This is a genomic window from Streptomyces sulfonofaciens, from assembly GCF_014656295.1.
GTDB lineage: Bacteria > Actinomycetota > Actinomycetes > Streptomycetales > Streptomycetaceae > Streptomyces > Streptomyces sulfonofaciens.
In genome coordinates this window covers 311,632-335,706 of the sequence record NZ_BNCD01000008.1, presented here as the reverse complement: position 1 = coordinate 335,706, position 24,075 = coordinate 311,632, and the positions used below count along the sequence as shown (strand labels likewise).

The following is a 24,075-nucleotide window of genomic DNA, read 5'->3' as shown; positions in this document are numbered from 1 at the left end:
CACCGGCCGGACACGGCACCTTCCTGTGGCAGATCGGCCGCTCCGACCGCACCGGCGGCGAGTACGCGCTGGCCACCCACCCCGTCGAACGGGAGCACCCCCGCGACTACGACAAGCCGTCCCGGATCCCGGGGGACCTGACGTTCACCGTGGGCGAGAGCTGGGAGCCCGCCGACTGGTACTACGCCCAGACCAACCCGGGCACCTGGACCGTGCGCTTCACCCTCGACCGGGTACCGGCCGGGACCGCCGTGCTCACCGTCTCCTCCTCGATGCAGGGGGGCAGCACCCCCACCGTGGCCGTGAACGGCGCCACCGACGGCATCACGGGCAGCCTGCCCGACGACGACGGCCACGACGGCAACGGCCTCGGCGGCACCATCGGCCGCCAGGCCGACCGCAGCGGCCGCCGGCGCCTGGGCACGCTCAGCTTTCCGGCGTCCATGCTGAAGGAGGGCGCCAACACCCTCACCCTCAGCCGCGGTGCGACCATCCCGGCCGGGGACGGCATGGGCTGGGACACGCTGCTGCTCGAAGTGGATCCCGGGACCGCCACGACCCCGGGCGCGGTGCCGGCGGCGAAGCTGAAGGCCGATGTGGTGGGCCTGTCCGGGACGCGCGAGGCGGCCACCTGGACGGTGCGGGTCAGCAACGGGGGCCGGGGCACCGCCCACGACCTGCGGCTGACCGGCGCCCGGCGGCAGACGCGCTGGGGCGGCGGCGAACCGCTCGCGGTCACGGGCCGGGACCCGGCGCTCTTCCCCGTGCCGGTGGCGGCCTCGCTGGCGCCCGGCGCGGCCACCACCTTCCGCGTCACCGCCGCCCTGCCCGAGGGCACCACCGTCGATCCGCGCGCGGTCGTCCTGGCGGTGAGCGCGGACGGCGGACGGACACGAACCACCACGTCGGCCCGGACCGCCACCTGGCCCTGGACCACGAAGAACTGACACCCAAGGAGTACGTGCCATGAGAATCCGGGTCGCACCAACGCGCCGGTCCAAGCTGGCCACCGCCGTCATCGCCGCCACCGCCGTGGCCGCCTCGCTGACCCTCACCGCCTGCGGCGGGGAATCGGGAGGATCGGGCGACGGCAAGGTCCACCTCAGCTTCTCCTGGTGGGGGGACGCCTCACGGGCCAAGTCCACCGAGGCCGCCATCAAGCTGTTCGAGAAGGCCCACCCGACCATCGAGGTCGGCACCCAGTACGCGCAGTTCGGCCCGTACAACCAGAAGCTCGCCACGCAGATCGCCGGCGGCGGGGCACCGGACCTCATACAGATCGACTGGGGCAACCAGAGCCAGTACGCCCGCAGCAACACCCTGCTCGACCTCTCCTCGGGTGCCGCCAAGGTCGACTTCTCCGGGCTCGACCCGGCGTTCGCGAGCAGCGGCAAGGACGGCGACAAGCAGGTCGCGCTGCCCTTCGGGCAGACGACGCAGAGCTTCGTCGTCGACGAGACCGAGCTGAAGTCGCTGGGCGTCCCGGTGCCCGAGGCCGGCTGGACGTGGGACGACGTGGCCACGTTCGGCAAGGCCGTGCACGACAGGTCGAAGGGCGAGGTCGCCGGCCTCAGCGACCCCGGCACCACCTGGGCGGCGTTCCAGTCCTGGCTGTACCAGCGCGGCAAGGACCTCTACACCAAGGACGGCAGGCTCGGCTTCACCCAGGCCGACCTGGAGGGCTTCTGGAACTTCTGCGCAGGCCTGCGCAAGTCCGGCGCCGCCACCCCGGCGAACCAGACCGCCACCCTCGCCAACGGCCCCGCCGAGGACCCGCTGGCGAAGAACACCGCCGCCGCGGAGTGGGACTACGACAGCATCTACGCCAGCCACGCCGCCGCCAACAAGGACCACCTGGTGCTGGTGCCCCTGCCGACCGTGGGCGGGAAGACCGGCATGTACGCGAAGCCGTCCATGCTGCTGTCCGTCTACGCGGGCTCCAAGCACCCCAAGGAGGCGGCCGAGCTGCTGAGCTTCCTCGTCAACGACCCCAAGGCGGCGGGCGCGCTCGGCACCAGCCGCGGCCTCTTCCCCAACCTCGGCGTCCGTAAGAGCCAGACCGCCTCGGCCACCGGGGACGACAAGGTGGTCTCGGACTACGAGGCGGCGAACGCGGCGCGCCTGAGCCCCACGCCCACCGCCCCGCCGAAGGGCGACGGCCAGCTCATCACGCTGATGCAGCGCATCTACGGCGGCATCAGCTTCGGCCAGCAGAGCGTTGCCGCCGGCGCCAAGGACTTCATGGCGCAGGCCCAGCAGGCGCTCGCCAAGTAACCGCCCGCCCCCGAGGCCGGACAAGGAGGAAGCCGGTGAGCTCCACGGCCAGGCTCGACCCACCGGTGCCGACATCCGCGGCACCGAAGAGAACGCACCACCGCACCACACCGATCAAGGGCCTCGCCGATCGCACCGCCGGCTACGTGTTCCTGCTGCCCTGGTTCGCCGGGCTCGCGATCTTCACCGTCGGTCCGCTGGTGTACTCGCTCTACCTCTCGTTCACCGACTACAACCTGCTGCAACCGCCGCACTGGGTCGGCCTCGCGAACTTCCGGGAGATGTTCGCCCACGACCCGCGGTTCTACCACGCGGTGAAGGTCACCCTGATCTACGTGGTGGTCGTGACACCCGTGAAGCTCGCCCTCGCCCTCGCCGTCGCCGTGCTGCTCAACCGCAGGCGGCGCGGCGTGGGCCTGTACCGCTCGCTGTTCTACCTGCCGTCGCTGCTGGGCACCAGCGTCGCGGTCGCGCTGGTGTGGCGCTCGATGTTCGGCCAGGGCGGGGCGGTCAGCAACGGGCTCGGCTCGCTCGGCCTGCCGAGGACCGACTTCATCAACAGCACCACCTGGTCGCTGCCGGCGATCATCCTGCTCGCCTGCTGGCAGTTCGGCGCCCCCATGGTGATCTTCCTCGCCGGGCTCAAACAGATCCCGTCCGAGCTGTACGACGCCGTGTCCGTCGACGGGGCGGGCACGTGGGGGCGGTTCAGGCACGTCACCCTGCCGCTGCTGTCCCCGGTCCTCTTCTTCAACGTCCTGCTGGAGACCATCAACTCCTTCCAGGCGTTCACCCCGGCGTTCGTCATCAGCAACGGCAGCGGGGGACCGGCCGACTCGACGCTCTTCTACACGCTGTACCTGTACCAGCGGGGCTTCACGGACTTCCGGTTCGGATACGCCTCGGCCATGGCCTGGACACTGCTCGCGACGGTCGCGGTCCTCACCGCGCTGATGTTCCGCGCCTCGCGTGCCTGGGTCTTCTACACGGACGGAGGAAGCCGATGAGCGAGTCCGACCAGGCGCTGCGCGGGGGGCCGCCGGCGCTCTTTGGACGCCACGGGGGGCGGGGGCGCGGCCGCTCGCTCCTGTGGCACCTGTCGGTGATCGTCGTCGTGCTCGTCGTGGTGTACCCGGTCATCTGGATGATCGGCACCTCGTTCAAGCCCGCCACGGAGATCGTCACGTCCAACCGGCCCTGGCCGCTGCACGGAACCCTGAAGAACTTCTCGGCCGGCTGGGACGCCAACCCGGGCGTGACCTTCGGGCACTTCTTCATGAACTCGCTGGTCATCTCCGTGCTGGCGGTGGCAGGCACGCTGCTGTCCTGCTCGCTCGCGGCTTACGCCTTCGCCAGGCTCTCGTTCCCGGGCCGCTCCGCGCTGTTCGCCGTCATGGTCGTCACGATCCTGCTGCCGTACCACGTCCTGATCGTTCCGCAGTACGCCATCTTCAAGACGTTCGGCTGGATCAACACCGATCTGCCGGTGGTGGTGCCCAAGTTCCTCGCCACCGAGGCGTTCTTCATCTTCCTCATGGTGCAGTTCATGCGGGGCATCCCCAAGGAGATCGACGACGCGGCCCGGGTCGACGGCTGCGGGCCCTACCGCACCTTCCTGTGGGTGCTGCTGCCGCTCACCCGGCCGGCCCTGATCACCAGCGCGATCTTCGCGTTCATCTGGACGTGGAACGACTTCTTCACCCAACTCGTGTACTTCAACAACACCGACAAGTTCACCGTGCCGATCGGTCTCTCCCTCTTCGTCGACCAGACGGGCATGACGTCGTACGGACCGATGATGGCGATGTCGATCCTGGCGCTGCTGCCGGTGTTCCTCTTCTTCCTGGCCTTCCAGCGGCTCCTGGTGGACGGGGCCACGTCGAGCGGACTGAAGGGATGAGCGGCGCGGGTGCGGCGCGCGGCACCCGGGCGCCGTCGGCGGAGCGCGGGCAGGTGGCCGCGGCGGGGGACCGCCGCAGGCGGGAGGGGACGGCTGTGCTGGGCCCCGAGTGGGCCGAGCAGGTGCGCCTGGCGGCCGAGACGATGGCCGTCGGCGTGCTGGTCGTCCTCTTCTCGCTGCCCCTGGTCACCGCGGGGGCCGCCTGGTGCGCCGCGGCCGAGATCACCGCCGGCTGGCACCGGCAGCGGGAGCCCGCCCTGCTGCGCACGTTCGCGCGTACCGTCAGGCGCGATCTGCTGCCCGGGTTCGCGGTGCAGTGCGCGGTGCTTGCGGTGGCGGCCGTGGCCCTCGTCGAGGTGCGGGTGGTGCTGGCGTCGCGCCTGCCGGGCTATCCGGTGGAGGCCGCGGCCCTGGCGCTGCTCGGGGCGGGCGCGGTGGCGTTCGCCCTGTTCACGGTGGCCTGCCGGGCCGCGGGACCGGGGTCTGCGCCGCGGTCGTGGGGCGACGCGCTGCGGACGGCGGGCCGGCGGGTGCGGTCCGCGCCCGCCACCCTCGTCCTGGTGGTGGCCGCCTGCGCGTGCGTCGCCGCGCTCATCGCGGTGATCCCGGCGTTCGCCGGTTTCATGGCGGGGCCGCTGGCGTACGCGGTGTCGGTGGTAGCGGCACGGGGGAGCGCGGGAGCCGGCGCGGAGTGACGCCCCGGCCGCCGGCGGTTTCCCGTGCGCGGGCGTCGCCCGGACAGCCGGCGGCCGGGGCGGTGGTGCCCCGGGCAGCCCGTCAGTCCAGGTGGAACACCTCGGTCAGCAGCACCCTCGCGTCGTCGGCGGTGCTGCCGTCCGGCGCCTTGAAGAAGGGGGCCATCTCCCGCTGCCAGCGGGTGTTGACGTCGGCCGCCGCCATGGCGCGCTCCGCCGCGGCGAAGTCGTCCGTCTCCAGGTAGCCGACGAGCAGGCCGTCGTCGTGCAGGAAGAGCGAGTAGTTGCGCCAGCCCGCGTCCCGCAGCGCGTCGAGCATCCCGGGCCACACCTCGGTGTGCCGACGCCGGTACTCCTCGATCCGCTCCTTGCGCACCCGCAGCAGGAAGCACACGCGTTCCACATCGTCCCCCTTGGACATCGGTTCGGACGGTGCGCGGTCGGACGTCGGAACTGGCGTCCGCAGGCCGGCACCGCCGAACAGCATAGGAAGACTCCAGTCCGTCGAGACCACACGGAGCAGTCGGGTGGCACACACCGTGGGGATCAAGGACGTGGCACGCGAGGCGGGCGTCTCGATCGGCACCGTGTCCAACGTCCTCAACCGCCCGGACACGGTCACCGCGGCCACCAGGGCCCGGGTCCTCGCCGCCATCGACCGGCTCGGCTACGTACGCAGCGAGAGCGCACGCCAACTGCGTGCCGGCAGCAGCCGGATCATCGCCATGCTCGTGCCGGACATCGCCAACCCCTTCTTCGTGACCGTGGCCCGCGGCGCTGAGCGGGAGGCACGGCGGGCGGGGCTCGGCGTGATGCTGTGCAACAGCGCGCAGAGCGCCGTCGAAGAGGCGGAGTACCTCTCCCTGTTCGGCGCACAGCGGGTGCGCGGCGTGCTGGTCAGCCCCGCCGACGGCACCGGACGGGCCCTTCGCGACTTCCGGCGGCACCGGATCCCGTTCGTGCTGGTCGACCGGGTGCTGCCGGGCCTGGACGACGGGTGCTCGGTGTCGGTGGACAACGTTGTAGGCGGCCTGCTGGCCGTGCGCCACCTGCTGGCCCTCGGCCACCGCTCGGTGACCTATGTCAGCGGCCCCATGCACCTGCAGCAGTGCCGCGACCGGCACGCCGGGGCACTGGCGGCGGTACGGGAGGCGGGGCTCGGGGCCGGCGCGCTGGAGCACCTGCGGACCGAACGGCTCGACGTGGCGTCCGGACTCGACGCCGGAGCCCGGCTGCTGGGCCTGCCCAGACCGCCCGCGGCCGTCTTCTGCGCCAACGACCTGCTGGCTCTCGGCGTGTTGCAGGCGATGTACTCGGCGGGCGTGGCGGTGCCGCGGGAGGTGGCCATCGTCGGGTACGACGACATCGAGTTCGCCGCGGCCGCCGCCACTCCCCTGACCTCGGTGCGCCAGCCCGCGGAACTCCTCGGACGCACCGCGGCCCGCCTCCTCGCCGAGGAAACGGCCCCCACCGCCTCGGCCCACCGGCACCGGTCGGTGGTCCTCCAGCCGGAACTGGTGGTACGTGCGTCGACGTGGGAGTCGGTGCTGTGACCGCGCCTTGCGAAGCCGGGCCGTCCGTCAGGTGCCGTAGGGGTTCTTCCGGCGTCTGCCGCGGCTCCGGTCGCCCTGGCCGGTGCCGTTCAGGTGCAGCAGGTCCTGGAGCGGGGTGCCGGTGTTCCACTGGCCCAGGAGGTCGCGGTGCAGGGCGAGGACGCCCTGCTGGACGGCGAGGGCCAGGGCCGCCCTGGTGAAGGTGCACGTGGCGGCGAAGACGGCCACGTCGGCCCTGTGGTGCAGCCAGGCGGTGCCGACGAACTTCTGCATGTCGCCGCTGGGCACGGTGCGGTGCGGGGCGTAGTGCTTGCACTGGACGACCAGCCGCCGCCCGTCGGGCAGTCTGCCGAGCACGTCCGCGCCCAGATCGCCCGACCTTCCGCTGACCTGCACATCCGTACAGCCGTCGCGCAGGCACAGGCCCGCCACGTACCGCTCGAAGTCCTGCCAGCTCATCGCGTCGACCTCGGCCAGCGAGCGGCGGCCCACGAGGACACGGTCCTGCTCCCGCCACCGCCGGTCCCGGTCGCGGGCCAGCCGGTCCGTGCGCCACAGCCACCACAGGGCACCCGAGGCGGCGCCGAGCACGGCGGCGCCCACGACGTACGGCCAGATCCGCGACCAGAACGCGGCCAGCAGCACCAGCGCGCAGGCGCCGCCGCCCAGCGCGGTCCTCGCACGCGCCGCGTACCGCCGCCGTCGCGCGGCCGAACGGCGTCCTCGTCTGCTCGCCACAGATCCCCCCGATCCCCACGTGCGGCACCTTGTGCCACGGCCGGTCCCTGAGAGTGTGGTCACCGGGGGGACGCGGCGGAAGACGGGCTATTGGCCAATGCTCAGGACGGGCCGGGCCGGCGGCCGTGCTCGCCGCTCAGGACGGGACGGGCCGGCGGCCGTGCTCGCCGCCGCCCGTTCAGGAGGCGGCCCGGCGGCCGTCGTTGCTGCTCAGGGCCCTGATGAGCTCCTCGCGGTTCATACCGGAACGGCCGTGCACCCCGGCATCGGAGGCCCGCCGGTAGAGCTGGTCCTTGGTCAGGTCCGCCAGCCGGGCGCGGGAGGAGGCGCCCTTCCCGGCCGCCTTGCCGCGCTCCCGGCCGCCACCGGCCCCCGCCGTGCGGCCTCCCGTGCCGCGGCCGCCACTGCCGCCACCACCGCGGCGGGCGGACCCACGGCCGCCGCCGCGGCCCGTGTCCTTCGCGCGGTCGACGCTCGCCCGCAGGGCGTCCATCAGGTTGACCACGTTGGTGGGATCGGCAGGGGACTCGGCCTTCTCGACCGTCTCGCCCTTCTGCTTGGCCTCCACAAGCCGGGCCACCCGCTCCTGGTAGGTGTCCCGGAACCCACCGGGGTCCCAGTCGGTGGTGAGGCTCTCGATGAGCTGCTCGGCCGTCCTCAGCTCGCGGTCGGAGACCTGGGTGCGCCGCGACGGGACGTCCATCACCCGCTTCGGATCGCGTACCTCGTCGGCCCAGTGCAGGGTGTGCAGGGTCAGGACGTCGCCCTCCGCCTGCACCGCCACCAGGTACTCGCGGCTGCGCATCACGAACGTCGCGACGGCCGCCTTGCCGGCCCGCGCCAGCGCCCTCACCAGCAGCGCGTACACCTTCGCGTAGCCCTCGCCGCCCGGGCCGAGGTAGTACGTCCTGTCGAAGTAGACCGGATCGATGTCCGCCAGGTCGACGAAGCCGCTGACGTCCAGTGCCCTGGAGCGGCCGGGTGCGATGTCGTCGAGCTCCTCGGGCTCCAGGACCACGTACTCGTCGCCGGCGTCGAACCCCTTGACGACGTCGTCGAGGGGCACCTCCTCGCCGGTGCGCTCGTTGACCCGCCGGTTGCGCACCCGGTCCGACGTGCCGCGCTGCAACTGGTGGAAGCGGATGGTGTGGCTGTCCGTGGCCGAGTAGAGACCGACGGGCAGGGACACGAGACCGAAGGTCAGGGCACCGCTCCACACAGGGCGTGCCATCGCCTGGCCACCTCCTCACGCTCTTGCCCGGTGCTTCCGCCCGGTCACGTCCCGGCCTCCGGTCGGCCGGCCCGGGCGGGAACCCGTACATCGGGGCGGGTACCCCGGTGCGGGGTGCGCATGTGGTCGCCGCGGCGTCCGGCCGCCGGTGCGCCCGCCCCCCCCGGCGGGGGCGGGCGCACCGCGGGTCACACCCCCAGGTCGGTGTCGATGATGCGGTCGACGACCGCCGCGACGTCGGGACCCACGATGTCGGGCTGCGGACCGATGGGGCTGAGCACCTGGCCGGGCCGGGCGACGAACGCGGCGCGGCATCCCGCGTGCAGGGCGCCGGTGACGTCCCAGGAGTGCGCCGCGACCAGCCGGACGTCCGCGGGCGGCACGCCGAAGGACCGGGCCACGCCCAGATACGGCTCGGGGGCGGGCTTCAGGCGCCGGACGCCGTCCGCCGAGACCACCCGGGCGAAGAGGCCGCGGATGCCGGCGTTCGCCAACTGCGCCTCGGCCACACGCTGCACCGAGTTGGTCAGCGCCACGACCGCCAGCCCCGTGCCGGCCAGCCTGCGCAGGGCTTCGGGCACCTCCGGGTGCGGCCGCAGGGCACTCATCCGTTCCACGACGCCCTCGACGAAGCCCTCGGTGAGGGTGGTCCCCTCGCGCTGCGCGAGCATGTGCAGGGCGGCCCGCTGGGCCGTGGTGAAGTCCACGTAGGAGCCTGTCAGGCCGCCGACGAAGGAGAGCTGCAGCATCGAGGCGAACCACTGGCCGCGGAAGGCCGCGGAGCCGAACGCCTGCCGGAACGGCTCGTCCAGTGTGCTGAGGTCCAGCAGCGTCTCGTTGACGTCGAAGGCGATCACGTGTGCCATGGAAGTGCCCTGTCTGCTCGGCGGGGGCCGGATGGCCGTCCTTGCTGCTTGAGCGGGGGACGGTTGGTGGTTCTTACCCGGCCCGCCGGATGCCGTCCCGTGCCGTTCCCGTCCCGCGCCGTGCCGTCCCGTGCCGTCGGCCCGCTGCCGTGGTCCCGTGCCGTCGTCCACGGGTGCCGGGTGCCGGGTGCCGGGTCCCGGGGGCCCGGGCTGCGGCTTCGCAGGCGGTGCCGGCCGCGGGCCGGACGGCAGGTAAGAAGGGCGCCGTCCGCGGCGCGTATGGGGTGATGCGTCCTCACGGTGGCCGGCCCTGGATCCGGTGCCCCCTCGCGCCGGGTCCGGGCCCGGCGAGGAAACGGCGGCCGGACCGGGCGCCCCGCCCAACCGGAAGGAGTCACCCGCCGTGACGAGCCCCGTCTTCACCGTCGAACGCAAGGACCGATGGCGGCTGAGGGCGCCCGACGGCGACCCGTTCCTGTCCATCGGCGTCGTGCACGCGGACGACACCAACCTGCGCTATCCGCACAACATCGGCATCCACCGGAACCGCTACGGAGGCTCGCGCCGGCGCTGGGTACGGGAGGGGCTGGTGCCGGAGATGACCTCCTGGGGGTTCAACACGCTGGGCTGGACGTCCGAGTACGTCAGCGGCGCGGGCCTCGCCACGCAGGGCGGCGTCGTGGACCTGGGCCATTCGGACGGCCTGCCGGCCGAGGAGCTGGCCGGGGCGGGCGTGCCGTACACGCTGTCGCTGCGGATCGCGGAGATCGAGCACTGGAACGCCTTCCCCGCCTACCGCGACCCGCGCACACCGGCCTTCGCCCAGTGGTGCGACCACCTGGCCAGGACGGTGTGCCGTCCGGACGACCCCAACCTGCTCGGCTACTTCCTCGTCGACGTGCCCTGCTGGGACCGGCACCCGACCGGCTCCGGCCATCCGGCCGGTGAACTCGCGGCGATCGCCGAGGCGTACTACCGCGTGGCGACCGAGGCGATCCGCCGCCACGACCCGCACCACCTGATCCTCGGCGACCGCTACGGCACCCGCACGGGCGTGCCGGACGCGGTGCTCGACGCCGCGGCACCGTATGTGGACGTCCTGTCGGTCCAGACGTTCCCTGGCCCCGGCCCCGGAGCGCTGGAGGACGCCCTGGAACGGATCGGGCGCTGGCACGAGCGCACCACCCGGCCCGTCCTCATCGCCGACACCGGCAACTGGTGTCCCACCACCATGAACCCCGGTCGCACCGGCTCGGCCCGTGACCAGCGGGAGCGGGGCGCGGGGTACGTCGAGTCCGCCGAGGCGTTCGCCGCGCGGCCCTGGTGCCTGGGCTGGCACTGGTGCAGTTGGCTGGAGAACCCGCACCGGGGCTTCGGGCTGAAGGACCCGTGGGACGAGCCGTACCGCGATCTCACCGACGCGGTGACCGAGGCGAACCACCGGCTGCTCGGGCTTGCGCACATCTCCGGGGCGGGGGAGCGGTGACAGCGTGCCGGGCGGAGCGGAGCGGTGCCCGGCGGAGGGGTTCGGCGCGGCGGTGCCGGACGGAGCGGGTACCGGACGGCGCGGCCGTCCTCGCAGGGGAGCTTGCGTCCGATGCTGTCACTCGTCAGAGTGGTGACGTGGACCATGCATTTGTATGCGGCAACCCCGCACTCGACTTCCTGGTGACGCTGCGCGCCCGCCGTACGGCGCGTCTGGAGGTGCTGACGTCGCCCGACCGGCTCGTCGCCTGGTACCTGGAGTCCGGTCTCGTCGACGCCGTCTCGGCCTGCCAGGAGTTCGACCTCCGGCAGGCGGTGGCGGTGCGTGAGGCGATCTACGAGCTGGTCAGCGCACGGCGGGCCGGCGAGGACTACGACGAGACGGCGCTCGCCGTGGTGAACGGCGCGGCGCGGGTGCCCGCCGCGACGCCCCAGTTGACCGCCGCGGGCCGGTGGACCGAGGCCACCGCCGTGGAGGCGCTCTCGCTCGTGGCGCGGCTGGCCGTCGAGCTCCTCAGCGGCCCCGACGTGCCCCTCCTCAAGGAGTGCGGCAATCCGGAGTGCACCCGGGTGTACATCGACCGCTCGCGGGGGATGCGCCGCCAGTGGTGCGGCATGGAGGCGTGCGGCAACAGGGTCAAGGCGGCGGCGTACCGGGCCCGCAAGAAGCAGGCGCGGGTGCCGGCGGCGCAGTGACCCGGCCGTGGTGCCGCCCGCAGCCCGCGTCCCGCCGTCCGTCGCCCGTCCCCCGCCGTGCGTACCCTGCTGCTTATCACTGTCGGCCACTTCTGATCGCTGCCGGTCGCCGAATGGTCGCTGTCGGCCGCTGCTGATTGCTGCCGGTCGCTGCCGGTCGCTCGCGGCTGCTGTTGGGCCGCTGCTGATCGCACGGCCCCGGCACCGGCCTCACAACCCAAGGGCCTCAGTGGCCTGGAGCACCGCCTGGCGGAAGCCCTCCACGCCGGCCGCCTGGTCCGCCTCGGCGGAGCGCCTGGCCCACTCCTCCGCCGCCACGCGCAGAGCGCCGTTGAGCATGACCGCCTTGAGCCGTGGTACCAGGTCGGCGGGGTCGGCACCGGTTCGGGCGGCGATGATCCCCGCGAAGACGTGCTCCGCGTCGTGGTGCACCCTCAGCCAGACGGCGCGCAGCCCCGGTTCGCCGGGCAGCAGGCGGATCAGTTGCAACTGTGCCGTCGTGGTGTCCGCTTCGCCTGCCTGGGGCAGGCCCGCCTCCAGGCCCTCCCGCAGCGGCCGGTCGGCGGGCAGCTCGCGCAGCCGCCGGGCCGTGGTCTCCAGACCCGTGGACAGCAGGGGGCGCACGCACTCCTCCTTGGACGGGAAGTACCGCCACAGGGTGCGCGGTGAGATGCCGGCGGCCCGGGCGATGTCCTCGCCCGAGGTCGCCGCCACACCGCGCTCGGCGAACAGCCGTACCGCCTCGTACGCGATGTCCAGCCGGGTCTCCGCCTTGCGGCGCTCGGTCAACGGCGGCCGGCCGGACGGGCGGGGTCCCTCCGCCCGCTCCGCCGCCCGTGTTCCAGGCTGCTGCACCGTCGTCCCCGTCCCGCCGTCCCGAGCCGCTTCTCGTGCCCCCACCCTAACCAGCGCCTTCGCACGCGCAGGCGAGCAGGCAGGCGGGCGGGCGGCGTGAGCGTGACTGATTTTCGCCTCTGATCGCCACTATGGCAGTGAGTGCCAAAAACTGTAGGGTGAGCGCAGCTCCACCGCCGATCACTCTGTCCGTGCCGCACGCGGCGCCGTCCCGCGCCGGGCGGTCGTACGCGCCGGACCCGCAGGAAGGGAGTGCTGCGTGCGCAGCACCGGTCTGCACGGCCGCAGCGTCGTCGTCACCGGCGGCGGTTCGGGGATCGGCAGGGCCGCGGCCCTCGCCTTCGCCGGGGAAGGGGCCAGGGTGCTGGTGGCCGATCTGGACCGGGAGGCAGCCGAGGGCGCCGTCGAGGAGGTCCGGGCCGCGGGGGGCGAGGCCCGCGCGGTCGTCGGCGACCTCAGCGAGCAGCCGGTGGTGGATCGGGTCGTGGAGGCGGCCGTGACGGAGTTCGGCGGCCTGCACGTGCTGGTGAACAACGCCGGCATCATGGACCGGTTCTCGGCCGCCGCGGAGACCGACGACGCAGAGTGGGACCGCGTCCTGCGGGTCAATCTGACGGCGCCCTTCCTGCTGACGCGTGCCGCGCTCCCCCACATGCTGGCCGCGGGTCGCGGCGCGCTCGTCTTCACCGCCTCCGAGGCGGCACTGCGCGGCAGCGCGGCCGGCACCGCCTACACCGCGTCGAAGCACGGTGTCGTGGGCCTGGTGAGGTCCCTGGCGGTGATGTACCGGGCGCACGGCATACGGGCGAACGCCATCGCGCCGGGCGGCACGGCCACCGCCATCCGCGTCGACGCCCGTCCGGACACCCACGGGCCGGCGGTCCTCGGGGCCCATGCGGGGAACATGGGCCGCATCGCCGCCGCCGAGGAGCAGGCCGCCGCCATCGTCTTCCTGGCCTCGGACGCGGCTGCGCACGTCAACGGCGCCGTACTGCCCGTCGACGACGGCTGGTCCGCTGTCTGAAGGACGAAGGACGGAGGACGGAGGACGAAGGACGGAGGACGAAGAAAGAGAAGGAAGAGAAGAAAGAGAAGAAAGAGAAGGAAGACAAGGAAGAGGACGAAGGACGGCGCACCGCGTCCCGGGCGGCACCGGCCGAAAGGCCGCCGCGAAGTCCGCAGCCACCAGCCCACCTTCCGGAGAGGACAGAGAGTGTCGCCAAGGGACAAGCGCCCGACCCCCGAACCGCGGGTGCCCTGGTTCGACCCCGACGCCCTGCGCAGGCGGTACCGGGCCGAGCGCGACCGGCGGATTCGCCCCGAGGGCAGCAGGCAGTACCAGCGCACCACGGGCGACTTCGGCTACTACGTCGACGACCCCTACGCGCAAGGCGGATTCTCCCGGCAGCCCCGTGCGGACCGGGTGGAGGCGCTGGTCGTCGGCGGCGGGTTCGGCGGGCTGCTGGCGGCCGCCAGGCTGCGCCAGGCCGGACTGCGGGAGATCCGCGTCGTCGACAAGGCAGCCGACTTCGGCGGCACCTGGTACTGGAACCGGTACCCGGGCATCCACTGCGACATCGAGTCCTACGTCTACCTGCCGCTGCTGGAAGAGCTCGGCTACGTGCCGCGCTGGAAGTACGCGCCCGGCGAGGAGATCCGGCAGCACGCGCGGGCGATCGGACGGCACTTCGACCTCTACCGCGACGCCTGCTTCCGCACCGAGGTCACGGGCCTCACCTGGGACGAGGGCGACGGCTCCTGGGTGGTGCGCACCGATCGCGGCGACCTGACGAGGGCGCGCTACGTGGTGGTCTCCAGCGGTCCGTTCAGCCGGCCGAAGCTGCCGGGCATCCCGGGCATCGAGTCCTTCAGGGGCCACACCTTCCACACCAGCCGCTGGGACTACGGCTACACCGGCGGCGACGCGAGCGGGAACCTCACGGGGCTCGCCGACAAACGCGTCGGCCTCATCGGCACCGGCGCCACCGCCATCCAGTGCGTCCCCCACCTGGGCCGGGACGCTCGGCACCTCTACGTCTTCCAGCGCACCCCCTCCTCGGTGGACGTCCGCGGCAACCGGCCCACGGACCCCGAGTGGGCGGAGTCCCTCGACGCGGGCTGGCACCGGCGGCGCAGGGAGAACTTCCTCGCGAACGTCGCGGGCGGCGGCGCGGAGGAGGACCTGGTGCAGGACGGCTGGACCACCAGCGCCCAGCTCCTGCAGAGCCTCATGCCGGTGGGCGCCGACACCGAGCTGTCCGCCGAGGAGCGGTGGCTGCGGGCCGAGATGGCCGACTTCCGGAAGATGAACGGGATCCGCGCCCGGGTGGACGCCGTCGTCGAGGACCCGGCCACGGCCGAGGCCCTCAAACCGTGGTACCGCTACATGTGCAAGCGCCCCACGTTCAGCGACACCTACCTGGACACCTTCAACCGGCCCGACGTGACGCTCGTGGACACCCGGGGCCGGGGCGTCGAGCGCATCACCGAGGACGCGGTCGTGGTCGACGGCACCCCGTACGCGGTGGACTGCATCATCTTCGCGACCGGCTTCGACATCGGGGCCGCACCGGCCGAGCGGCTCGGGCTCCCGGTCACCGGCCGGGGCGGCCGCACCCTGGCCGACGCCTGGCGCAACGGGCCGAGGACCCTGCACGGCTTCTACAGCCACGGCTTCCCCAACCTCTTCCACCTCGGCTCGCTGCAGAACGCCGTCGCCGTCAACTACGTCCACGTCCTCGACGAGCAGGCCACGCACATCGCCGAGGTCGTCGCCGAGGCGGGCAGGCGGGGCGCGCGCCTCGTCGAGCCGACCGCGGAGGCGGAGGCCGCCTGGGTCGAAGCCATCCGCGCCACCGCACAGGACACCCGCAGGTTCCTCGCCGAGTGCACCCCCAGCTACTACAACAACGAGGGCATGCCCCGGGAGCGGAGCGAGTCGTACGGCGGCGGGCCGATCAGGTTCTACGACCTGGTGCGGCGCTGGCGGGCCGAGACCGGCATGCGCGACGTCCTCGTCCCGTGACGCCGGTCCAGCGGATGCCGGCTCCCCGGACGCCGGACCCGCCGCACCCGGTGCACGGCGCACGGTCCCGAACAGCCCAGCAGCACTCAAGGAGCGCGGATGCGACCCAGCCGGTACGACGAGTCGGGCCGGCTGCGGCCGGGCAGCGGCCGCCGGCGCGTGGCAAGGCTGAACCCGCCGAACCCGCTGTGGGGCTCGAACGGGATCACCTTCGGTCCTGACGGCCGCCTGTACGTGGCACAGTTCCTCGCCGGGCAGATCAGCGCGGTGGACCCGGCGTCCGGGGACGTCGAGGTGGTGGTGCCGCTGGACGGTCCCGTGCAGACGCCCGACGACCTGGCGTTCGGGGCCGACGGGTCGATGTACATCGCGGACCTCACCCCGGGCAGGGTCTGGCGGCGTACACCGTGGGGCGAGTACTCGCTGGTCACCGACGAGGTCACGGTGCCCAACGGCATCACCTGCGTCGGCGACCGGCTCTTCGTCAACGAGATGCGCACCGGCGGCCGGCTGCTGGAGCTGTTCCCCGACGGCGGCCGGCCGGTGGTGCTGACCGACGCTCTCGCCTGGGGCAACGCCATGCAGCTCGGTCCGGACGGGCTGCTGTACTACCCGCACATGGTCGACAACCAGGTCTGGCGGATCTCCCCGGACGGGGGACCGCCGGAACTCGTCGCCGAGGAGGTGGACGACCCGGTTGCCGTCCGCTTCGACCTCGGCGGTGTCCTCGTGGTCCTCTCCCGGGGCCCGGCGGGCATCGTCACCCGTATCGACCTGGCCACCGGTGTGCGCACGGTCACCACCAGCGGCCTGGCCGGCCTGGACAACGCGGCGTTCGACACGGACAACCGGATGTTCGTCTCCAGCTACGCCGCGGGCGGCATCACCCAGGTGCACCCCGACGGCCGCACCCGCGCACTCGTCCCCCGCGGGTTCAACGGCCCGTTCGGCGTGACGGCCGGCCGCGGCGGCACGGTGTACGCGGCCGACCACTGGCGGCTGGCCAGCCCCAGCGGCCACGACGGGGAGCAGGAGGACGGCGCGAACACCCTCGGCCTGCTGCACTTCGCCCGCGGCATCACGGCGGACGGCGCGCTCCTCCACATCACCACCGGTCTCGGCGAGGTCCGGAGCTGGGAGCCGGACGCCGGGACCTGCCGGGTGCGGGTGAGGGGCCTTGACGATCCCACCGGCATCGCCGTCGCACCGGACGGCGGGCTGGTGGTGGCCGAGACCGGCGCCGGCCGCGTCCTGCGGATCGACGCGGCGGACACCGTCACCGTCCTTGCCGACCAGCTCGAACACCCCGTGGACATCGCCTTCGACACCGAGGGCCGGTGCCACGTCAGCGACGACCGGCGCGGCGCCGTGCTGCGTCTGGAGGAGGACGGCACCGTGACCACCGTCGCGGACGGGCTCGGCGCACCGCAGGGCCTCGTCGCGGTGGGCGACGAACTGTTCACGGTCGAGACCGCCCACCGGCGCCTCACCTCGGTGTCGCTCACCACCGGAGCCGTCGGCACCGAGGCCCGCGACCTGCCGGTCGGCCTGCCGCCCGGCACCACCCGCACCGAACCGGATCCGGTGCCCGGCGTCCCGCACCGCCCCCGCCCGTTCGCCGGCCTCGCCCTGGCCCCCGACGGCTCCCTGCTCCTGTCGGCCAACGGGGAGGGCACCGTGCTGCGGCTGGCGCCGCGGCACGAGGCGGACTGACGGACGCGGTGCGCGGCCCCTGCGGTCCGCTCCGCGCCGGTGCTCCCGGCCGTCCCCCGCACCGCCCGGCGCAGACGGCGGCCGCCCCCGCGGTCAGCGGGGGGCCGCGCCGTCCCCCTCGCCCTCCGCGGCCGCGGGGCGGTACGCCTGTGCGGTCCGGCGGAACACCTCGGCGGTGTGCGGGAGCGCCGCCGCACGGCACTCCGGGACGAGGCGGCCCGTGGCGCCCGGATGCAGCTTCGGCCATGTGTTCCCGTGTCCCGGTGCCGGCCGGACGCCACCGTGCCATCGCCCCCGACCACCTGGGCTCCGGCCTGTCGGACGCACCCGGCGCCGGAAAGTTCGCCCGCACCGTCGGCGCGCCGGTGGAGCACACCGTGCGCCGGTGACCCGGACGGCCGGGCCCCGCGGTGCCCCCGCTTGCGAAGGCCCGGGGCCGGACGAGGATGGGGGGTACGGCACCGGCGCGCCGGCCCGGCGCGGACCCTCACGGCGAGGTGAGCAGGTGGTGGCAAGACTGCTGTCGGTGAACGTCGGCCTGCCCCGGAACGTGCCCTGGCACGGCCGCACGGTCCGCACCGGCGTGTGGAAGCACCCGGTCGAGGGGCCGCGGACGGTGCGCAGGCTCAACATCGACGGGGACGGGCAGGGCGACCTCGCGGGGCACGGCGGCGAGCAACGGGCCGTCCTCGTCTACCAGATCGACTCCTACCGGTACTGGCAGGAGTACTTCGGCAGGGACGACTTCGGCTACGGCCAGTTCGGCGAGAACTTCACCGTCGAGGGGCTGCCCGACGACGAGGTGTGCATCGGGGACCGCTACCGGATCGGCACCGCGGTCTTCGAGGTGACGCAGCCGCGGGTCACCTGCTACCGGGTGGGGCTGCGGATGGGGGAGCCCCGGATGGCCGCGCTCCTGGTGGCCCACCACCGGCCGGGCTTCTACTTCCGCGTCATCACGGAGGGCCGGGTCACGGCGGGCGACGAGATCGTCAAGGTCTCCGAGGGGCCGGAGGCGATCACCGTCACCGAGATCGACGCCCTGCTGTACCTGCCGGGCCACCAGCGGGACGACCTGGAGCGCGTCCAGCGCATCCCCGCCCTCAGCCCGGGATGGAAGGCATCCCTGCAGACCCTTATCGACCAGGGCGGTGCCGGCAAGGAGACCGCGGGCGGCAACCCGGCACTCAACACGGCCGCCCAGGGACCGCCGCCCGCCTGGCCGGGCTTCCGCCCGATGCGCGTCGCCCGGATCGCCACCGAGAGCCGCGACATCTTCTCGCTGACGCTGGCCGCCCACCCGGCGCAGCCCCTGCCCGTCCCGCTCCCGGGGCAGTTCCTCACGCTGCGGCTGCACCCCGGGTCGCAACGGTCGCCGCTCATCCGCAGCTACTCACTCTCCGGCCCACCGGACGCCTCGCGGTACCGCATCACCGTCAAGCACGAGCCGCACGGCCGCGCCAGCGGATACCTGCTGGAGCACGTGCGGGAGGGAGATCTCCTGGACGTGGCCGCGCCGCGCGGCACGTTCACGCTGGCGCCCGGCGAGGGGCCGGTCCTGCTGGTGTCCGGCGGGGTGGGCGTGACACCCGAGCTCGCCATGCTGCACGCCCTCGCGGCCGAGCGCTCCCCACGTGAGGTGTGGTGGCTGCACGGAGCACGCAACGGCGCGGAGCGCGCGTTCGCCGAGGAGACCCGCACCCTGCTGGACCGGCTGCCCCGGGCCCGTGCGCACGTCTGCTACAGCGCGCCGCTGCCCGACGACCGGCCGGGCCGTGACTACGCGGCGAAGGGCCGGCTGTCGGCCGCGCGGTTCGCCGAACTCGGGGTGCCGACGGAGGCGGAGGCGTACCTGTGCGGTCCGCCGTCCTTCCTGCACGACATGCTGGGCGGCCTCGTGGAGTACGGCCTCGAACCCGGCCGGATCCGCACCGAGACGTTCGGCACCGAACCCCCGGTGACGCCCGGGGTGACGGCGACCACCGAGCCCGCCGGGCCCCCGCACCCCCCGCAGGGGCCCCCGGGCCCGGGGCCGAGCGTGTCGTTCGCCCGCAGCGGAGTGAGCGCCAACTGGGACCCGAAACACCTGAGCCTCCTGGAACTCGCCGAGGCCTGCGACGTCCCGGTGCGCTGGACATGCCGGACGGGCATCTGCCACACCTGCGAGACCGGACTCCTGTCGGGCGAGGTCGCCTACTCTCCCGAGCCCGTCGACCCTCCTGCCGAGGGCAATGCCCTGACCTGCTGCTCCGTGCCGCGCGGCGAGGTCGTCCTCGACCTGTGACGGCCCGGCGGTCCGGGACGGCCCGGCGGTCCGGGACGGCCCGGCGACCCGGGAGGCCCCGGCGACCCGGGACGGTCCGGCCCGCGGCCCGGCCCCTACCGGCCGAGCGCTCCCCGCACACCCGAGAGGGCGAGGGCCCGGGCGCGGCCCGGTGCGAGCAGGGCCTGCGCGGCCAGATGCCCCGAGCCGCCGTTCAGCCCCGCGCCCGGATGGGTCGAGGCCCCGATGTGCCACAGGCGGCGGACCGCCGTCCTGTGGCGTGCCGCGCTCGGCACGGGACGCCACAGGAAGCTCTGGTCCAGTTCGGTGGAGCCGCCGTAGGGATCGCCCGCCAACGCGCCGGGGTTGGCGGCGGCGAGGTCCACGGGCGTGAGGACATCGGTGGCGAGCAGCTTGTCGTGCAGGTCCGGCGCGTGCCGCGCGATGCGGTCCAGGACCCGCAGGGCGTAGCCGTGGGCCAGCCCGGCCGTCCAGCCGTCCGCCGCGGGCAACCGTCCACCCGCGTCCTCCAGGGGCCTGAAGGGTGCTTCCTGCAACTGGATCCACAGGGCCGCCGCACCCCTGGGGACCCGGGAGGGGTCGAGCAGGTGCTGCTGGCCGACCACGACCGTGGGCCGCTCCGGCAGCAGTCCGGCCTCGGCCTGCGCGCAGGCTACACCGGTGCTCGCGGAGCCGTCCGAGAGGTGGACGAGCGGCAGGCCGCCGAGCCGCTCGTCGCGCCACCCCAGGGGTGCCGAGAGCGCCACGTGGATCTGCACCGCGGCGCGGCCGGGACGGAATCCGCGGACCTCGCGGGCGGCCCTCGGCGCGGCGTCGGGCGGCAGCAGCGCCCCGTACAGCGCCTGCGGCGCGACCGAGGCCAGGACCGCACGGCGGGCGCCGTAGCGCTCACCGGCCACCACCACGCCGGTGGCCCGGCCGTGCCGGACGAGGATGCGCTCCACCGGTGCCGATGTGTGGATGTGCACACCGCGCTCCCGCAGCAGCGCACCGAAGGCGGCGACGAACCTGCCCGCGCCGCCCTCGACCACGGGCACCCCGAATCCGTGCAGGGCGGCGGCGAGCACGGGCACCATGAAGCCGCCCGAGGCCTGGTCCGGGGAGAGCCCCGCGTGCAGCAGCCACGGGACCCACAGGTGGTCCACCTCGGGACCGGTGAACTCCCGCCGGCACCAGGCGCGTCCGCTGGTGAGCAGGTCGCGCACCAGACGTTCCGTCCCGGCACGGCCGAGCACCCGGACCAGCCGGCCCGCGGGCCGAAGTACCCGCACCGACCGCAGCTCCGTGCTCATCAGGGCCCCGACCTCGGGTGCGATCCGCTGGAAGGCGGCGAGTGCCCGCAGATAGCGGTCGCGGTCCGCGGGGTGCGCGAAACCGGCGGCGGTGGCTTCCGGGTCGCGCTGCGCCAGCACGGTGCGGCCGTCGTCCGCGACGCTCGCGGCGAGCGCTCCGTCGCTGTTGCGGTAGCGCAGCCCGTGCCGCCGCAGCGCGTCACCGAGGACGCCGTACGCGGGTCCGGAGACGAACAGGGGGTGCCACGAGGAGAAGGTGTCGTGCAGGTACCCGGGGAGGGTGCGCTCCTCGCCGGCGATGAAGCCGCCGAGCCGCTCATTGCGTTCGAACAGCCTGACCGACCAGCCGGCGCCGGCCAGCTCCGCGGCGGCCACGAGGCCGTTGACGCCCGAGCCGATCACCACTGCGTCCGTGGCGTCCGTCATCGCCGTCTCCTTGCGATCGGGTTGCGGGGCAGCGGCGGACTCCGCCGGACCGGCGCGCCAGACCAGTCTGCCGCCCGGAAGCGGATCGCGCCCGGGCCCTCGCCCGGGGGAGTGACGGACGCGGGCCCGGGGAGGGAAGGGCGCGGCGCGGGTCCCCGGAGCCTGCCCGTGGAGAAGTGGGGGTGGGCCGTGTCAGAAGGAACGCGTGGGGTCTGCACCGGTCGAGTGGTGATCGTCACGAGAGCAGGCTCCGGCACCGGGCAGGGCCGCGGCGGCCGCGCTCGCGGCGGCGGGGGACCGGGGCCTCGGGGTCGGCCGCAGGAGCGGGGCCCTGGCAGGTACGGCCGCGCTCGATCCGGGCATCGGCGTCTTCCGGGCCGATGTGTCGAGGAGGGCACGCGCTGCTGCGTCGTCATCCGGCGCGACGAGTTCGAGGCGCGCTTCCCGCACCTTCTGGACGCGGTGCCCACCGCCGACGAGGCCGACGCGTGGGCGGCCAGGTGGGGCTCAGGGCCGACGCGGACGCATGGCCGGCCACTGTGGGCACGGCATGGCCCCGTGTGTCACCGGATCTCTCATCGGTTCACGCGATGGTGCGATGATCTGCGGTGTTGCGGATGGGGCGCGGGGGCCCTGGGTAGTGCCGGGCCATGACGCAGCCGTTTCAATTGCCCCCTTTCTACATGCCGTATCCCGCCCGCCTGAACCCGCACGTCGAACAGGCGCGCACGCACACCCGTGAGTGGGCGCGCTCCATGGGCATGCTGGAGGGCTCCGGCGTCTGGGACCAGGCCGACCTCGATGCCCACGACTACCCCCTGCTGTGTGCCTACACCCACCCGGACTGCGACGCGCAGGCGCTGTCGCTGATCACGGACTGGTACGTCTGGGTGTTCTTCTTCGACGACCACTTCCTGGAGATGTTCAAGCGCACCCAGGACCGGGAGGGCGGCAGGGCCCATCTCGACCGGCTGCCGATGTTCATGCCCATGGACCTGTCGACCGCCGTCCCCGAGCCGGCCAACCCGGTGGAGGCGGGCCTCGCCGACCTGTGGGCGCGCACGGTGCCCGCCATGTCGGAGGGCTGGCGGTCCAGGTTCGCCCTGAGCACCGAGAACCTCCTGAACGAATCGCTCTGGGAACTCTCCAACATCAACGAGGGCCGGATCGCCAACCCGGTCGAGTACATCGAGATGCGCCGCAAGGTGGGCGGCGCCCCCTGGTCCGCGGGCCTCGTCGAGTACGCCACCGCGGAGGTGCCCGCGGGCGTCGCGCGGGAGCGGCCGCTGCGGGTGCTGATGGAGACCTTCTCGGACGGCGTGCACCTGCGCAACGACCTCTTCTCCTACCAGCGCGAGGTCGAGGACGAGGGCGAACTGAGCAACGGGGTGCTGGTGCTGGAGACGTTCTTCGGATGCTCCACCCAGCAGGCCGCGGACATGGTCAACGACGTCCTCACCTCCCGGCTGCACCAGTTCGAGCACACCGCGCTGACGGAGGTGCCCGCGCTGGCCGCCCTCAAGGGGCTCGCCCCCGGCGAGGTGGCCGCCGTCGCCGCGTACACCAAGGGCCTCCAGGACTGGCAGTCCGGCGGCCACGAGTGGCACCTGCGCTCCAGCCGCTACATGAACGAGGGCGCGCTGCGCACCTCCCCGCTCGGCGGGCCCAAGGGCCTCGGAACCGCCGGTGCCGACATCCCGGGTCTGTTGGCCGCCCTCGGCGCCGAACGGCTGCGCCGCCACACCCACGTCCCCTTCCAGCGCGTCGGCCCCGAGGAACTCCCCGACTTCGCCATGCCGTTCCCCCTCACCCTCAGCCCCCATCTGCCGGGCGCCCGGCAGCGGGTGGCCACCTGGTGCACCCGGATGGGCATCCTCAGCGAGGGCATCTGGGACGCCTACCGCCTCGACGCGTACGACCTCCCGCTGTGTGCCGCCGGCATCCACCCCGACGCCACCGAGGACGGGCTCGACCTCAGCTCGGCCTGGCTGGCCTGGGGCACCTACGGCGACGACTACTACCCGCTGGTCTTCGGACACCGCCGCGACCTGGCCGGGGCGGCCCTGTGCACCGAGCGCCTGTCGGCGTGCATGCCCGTCGACGCCGAGGAGATCCCGCCCCCCGCGAACGCCCTGGAACGCGGCCTGGCCGACCTGTGGGCGTGGACCACGGCCGAGATGGCGCCCGACCAGCGCCGCACCCTGCGCGCCGCGATCGAGGTGATGACCGAGTCCTGGCTCTGGGAGCTGTCCAACCAGGCCCAGCACCGCGTCCCCGACCCCGTGGACTACATCGAGATGCGCCGCGCCACCTTCGGCTCCGACCTCACCATGAGCCTGTGCCGCCTCGGCCACGGCCCGGCCGTCCCGGCCGAGATCTACCGCAGCGGCCCGGTCCGCTCCCTGGAGAACGCGGCGGCCGACTACGCCTGCCTCCTCAACGACATCGTCTCCTACCGCAAGGAGGTCGAGTACGAGGGCGAGATCCACAACGCGGTCGTCGTCGTGCAGAACTTCTTCGGCTGCGACCAGGCGGACGCACGCGCCGTCGTGGCCGACCTGATGGTGCAGCGCATGCGGCAGTTCCAGCACGTCACCGCCCATGAGTTCCCCGTGCTCTACGAGGACTTCGGCCTGACGGACGAGGCCCGGGCCGCGCTGGACGGCTATGTGAAGGAGCTGGAGAACTGGATGGCCGGGATCCTCAACTGGCACCTGGGGTGCCGCAGATACACGGAGGCCGACCTCGCGCGGCGCCTGACCACGCCGCTGCGACCCGTCCCGGCCGACCCCGCGCCGGCCCTGCGCATCCCCCGTTCCGCGGTGTCCTGAGCCGCGGGCCGCGGCCTGCCCCGCCGCCCCGCTCGGCCGCCGGGGACGCGCCGGGCCCCGGGCCCGTCCGTCGAGGGGCCGAGCGGGGACCTTGGGCCGGGGGCCGGTGCGGGTGGTGGGCCGAGCGCAGGGTGCGGCGCGGGGGCCCGGGGCGCACCTGGCCGAGGGGCGGTGCCCCGCCGGGCGCGCGCGGAAAAGCAGTGGCCGCCGC

General features: G+C 73.6%; 20 protein-coding genes. 14 read left to right on the top strand and 6 right to left on the bottom strand.

Annotation, left to right across the window (positions count from 1 at the left end; genetic code table 11):
- From IE313_RS16175 to IE313_RS16155, 5 genes are all read left to right on the top strand, one after another.
- A partial coding sequence (locus IE313_RS16175) for a polysaccharide lyase family protein (protein WP_268256710.1) occupies positions 1-947 on the top strand: 947 nt, incomplete at its 5' end.
- Positions 948-966: 19 nt separating this feature from the next.
- Positions 967-2,274, top strand: coding sequence for an ABC transporter substrate-binding protein (locus IE313_RS16170; protein WP_189932661.1), 1,308 nt, complete (start codon positions 967-969; stop codon positions 2,272-2,274).
- 35 nt (positions 2,275-2,309) lie between these two features.
- Complete coding sequence (locus IE313_RS16165; RefSeq protein WP_189932659.1) at positions 2,310-3,281, top strand: carbohydrate ABC transporter permease; 972 nt, start codon at positions 2,310-2,312, stop codon at positions 3,279-3,281.
- Complete coding sequence (locus IE313_RS16160; RefSeq protein ID WP_189932657.1) at positions 3,278-4,174, top strand: carbohydrate ABC transporter permease; 897 nt, start codon at positions 3,278-3,280, stop codon at positions 4,172-4,174. The genes IE313_RS16165 and IE313_RS16160 overlap by 4 nt, the downstream gene beginning before the upstream one ends.
- A complete protein-coding gene (locus IE313_RS16155) occupies positions 4,171-4,869 on the top strand; it encodes a DUF624 domain-containing protein (protein WP_189932656.1) in 699 nt (232 codons plus the stop codon). The genes IE313_RS16160 and IE313_RS16155 overlap by 4 nt, the downstream gene beginning before the upstream one ends.
- A gap of 82 nt (positions 4,870-4,951) precedes the next feature.
- Here the strand turns inward: IE313_RS16155 and IE313_RS16150 are convergent, their stop codons facing one another.
- Complete coding sequence (locus tag IE313_RS16150; protein WP_189932716.1) at positions 4,952-5,272, bottom strand: L-rhamnose mutarotase; 321 nt, start codon at positions 5,270-5,272, stop codon at positions 4,952-4,954.
- 124 nt (positions 5,273-5,396) lie between these two features.
- Between IE313_RS16150 and IE313_RS16145 the strand changes: the two genes are divergently transcribed.
- Positions 5,397-6,422, top strand: coding sequence for a LacI family DNA-binding transcriptional regulator (locus tag IE313_RS16145; RefSeq protein WP_189932654.1), 1,026 nt, complete (start codon positions 5,397-5,399; stop codon positions 6,420-6,422).
- Positions 6,423-6,449: 27 nt separating this feature from the next.
- On the opposite strand, the gene IE313_RS16140 is transcribed toward IE313_RS16145, so the two are convergent.
- The 3 genes from IE313_RS16140 to IE313_RS16130 all read right to left on the bottom strand — a co-directional run bounded on the left by IE313_RS16140 (position 6,450) and on the right by IE313_RS16130 (position 9,257).
- Positions 6,450-7,160, bottom strand: a complete 711-nt coding sequence (locus IE313_RS16140) for a restriction endonuclease (RefSeq protein ID WP_189932652.1) — start codon at positions 7,158-7,160, stop codon at positions 6,450-6,452.
- Between the two features lie 178 nt (positions 7,161-7,338).
- Positions 7,339-8,391, bottom strand: coding sequence for a non-homologous end joining protein Ku (ku, locus tag IE313_RS16135; protein ID WP_189932650.1), 1,053 nt, complete (start codon positions 8,389-8,391; stop codon positions 7,339-7,341).
- A gap of 188 nt (positions 8,392-8,579) precedes the next feature.
- Positions 8,580-9,257, bottom strand: a complete 678-nt coding sequence (locus IE313_RS16130; protein WP_189932643.1) for a haloacid dehalogenase type II — start codon at positions 9,255-9,257, stop codon at positions 8,580-8,582.
- Positions 9,258-9,660: 403 nt separating this feature from the next.
- On the opposite strand from IE313_RS16130, the gene IE313_RS16125 reads away from it, so the two are divergent.
- Positions 9,661-10,743, top strand: a complete 1,083-nt coding sequence (locus IE313_RS16125) for an agarase (RefSeq protein ID WP_189932637.1) — start codon at positions 9,661-9,663, stop codon at positions 10,741-10,743.
- A gap of 137 nt (positions 10,744-10,880) precedes the next feature.
- A complete protein-coding gene (locus tag IE313_RS16120) occupies positions 10,881-11,438 on the top strand; it encodes a CGNR zinc finger domain-containing protein (RefSeq protein WP_189932635.1) in 558 nt (185 codons plus the stop codon).
- A gap of 210 nt (positions 11,439-11,648) precedes the next feature.
- On the opposite strand, the gene IE313_RS16115 is transcribed toward IE313_RS16120, so the two are convergent.
- Complete coding sequence (locus IE313_RS16115) at positions 11,649-12,293, bottom strand: TetR/AcrR family transcriptional regulator (protein ID WP_189932628.1); 645 nt, start codon at positions 12,291-12,293, stop codon at positions 11,649-11,651.
- A gap of 259 nt (positions 12,294-12,552) precedes the next feature.
- Between IE313_RS16115 and IE313_RS16110 the strand changes: the two genes are divergently transcribed.
- The 5 genes from IE313_RS16110 to IE313_RS16095 all read left to right on the top strand — a co-directional run bounded on the left by IE313_RS16110 (position 12,553) and on the right by IE313_RS16095 (position 19,315).
- Positions 12,553-13,317: an SDR family NAD(P)-dependent oxidoreductase gene (locus IE313_RS16110; protein WP_189932626.1), complete on the top strand. Its 765-nt coding sequence runs from the start codon at positions 12,553-12,555 to the stop codon at positions 13,315-13,317.
- 189 nt (positions 13,318-13,506) lie between these two features.
- Positions 13,507-15,318, top strand: a complete 1,812-nt coding sequence (locus tag IE313_RS16105) for a flavin-containing monooxygenase (protein WP_189932624.1) — start codon at positions 13,507-13,509, stop codon at positions 15,316-15,318.
- 99 nt (positions 15,319-15,417) lie between these two features.
- A complete protein-coding gene (locus tag IE313_RS16100) occupies positions 15,418-17,031 on the top strand; it encodes an NHL repeat-containing protein (protein WP_189932622.1) in 1,614 nt (537 codons plus the stop codon).
- 263 nt (positions 17,032-17,294) lie between these two features.
- Positions 17,295-17,420: a hypothetical protein gene (locus IE313_RS36005; RefSeq protein WP_268256709.1), complete on the top strand. Its 126-nt coding sequence runs from the start codon at positions 17,295-17,297 to the stop codon at positions 17,418-17,420.
- Between the two features lie 119 nt (positions 17,421-17,539).
- Positions 17,540-19,315, top strand: a complete 1,776-nt coding sequence (locus IE313_RS16095; protein WP_189932620.1) for an MOSC and FAD-binding oxidoreductase domain-containing protein — start codon at positions 17,540-17,542, stop codon at positions 19,313-19,315.
- Between the two features lie 95 nt (positions 19,316-19,410).
- Here IE313_RS16095 and IE313_RS16090 read toward each other — a convergent pair whose 3' ends face one another.
- Positions 19,411-21,033 carry a phytoene desaturase family protein gene (locus tag IE313_RS16090; protein WP_189932618.1) on the bottom strand — a complete coding sequence of 541 codons (1,623 nt, stop codon included), beginning with the start codon at positions 21,031-21,033 and terminating at the stop codon, positions 19,411-19,413.
- A 650-nt stretch (positions 21,034-21,683) separates the two neighbouring features.
- On the opposite strand from IE313_RS16090, the gene cyc2 reads away from it, so the two are divergent.
- Positions 21,684-23,864 carry a germacradienol/geosmin synthase Cyc2 gene (gene cyc2, locus IE313_RS16085; protein WP_189932616.1) on the top strand — a complete coding sequence of 727 codons (2,181 nt, stop codon included), beginning with the start codon at positions 21,684-21,686 and terminating at the stop codon, positions 23,862-23,864.
- The last annotated feature ends 211 nt before the right edge of the window (positions 23,865-24,075 follow it).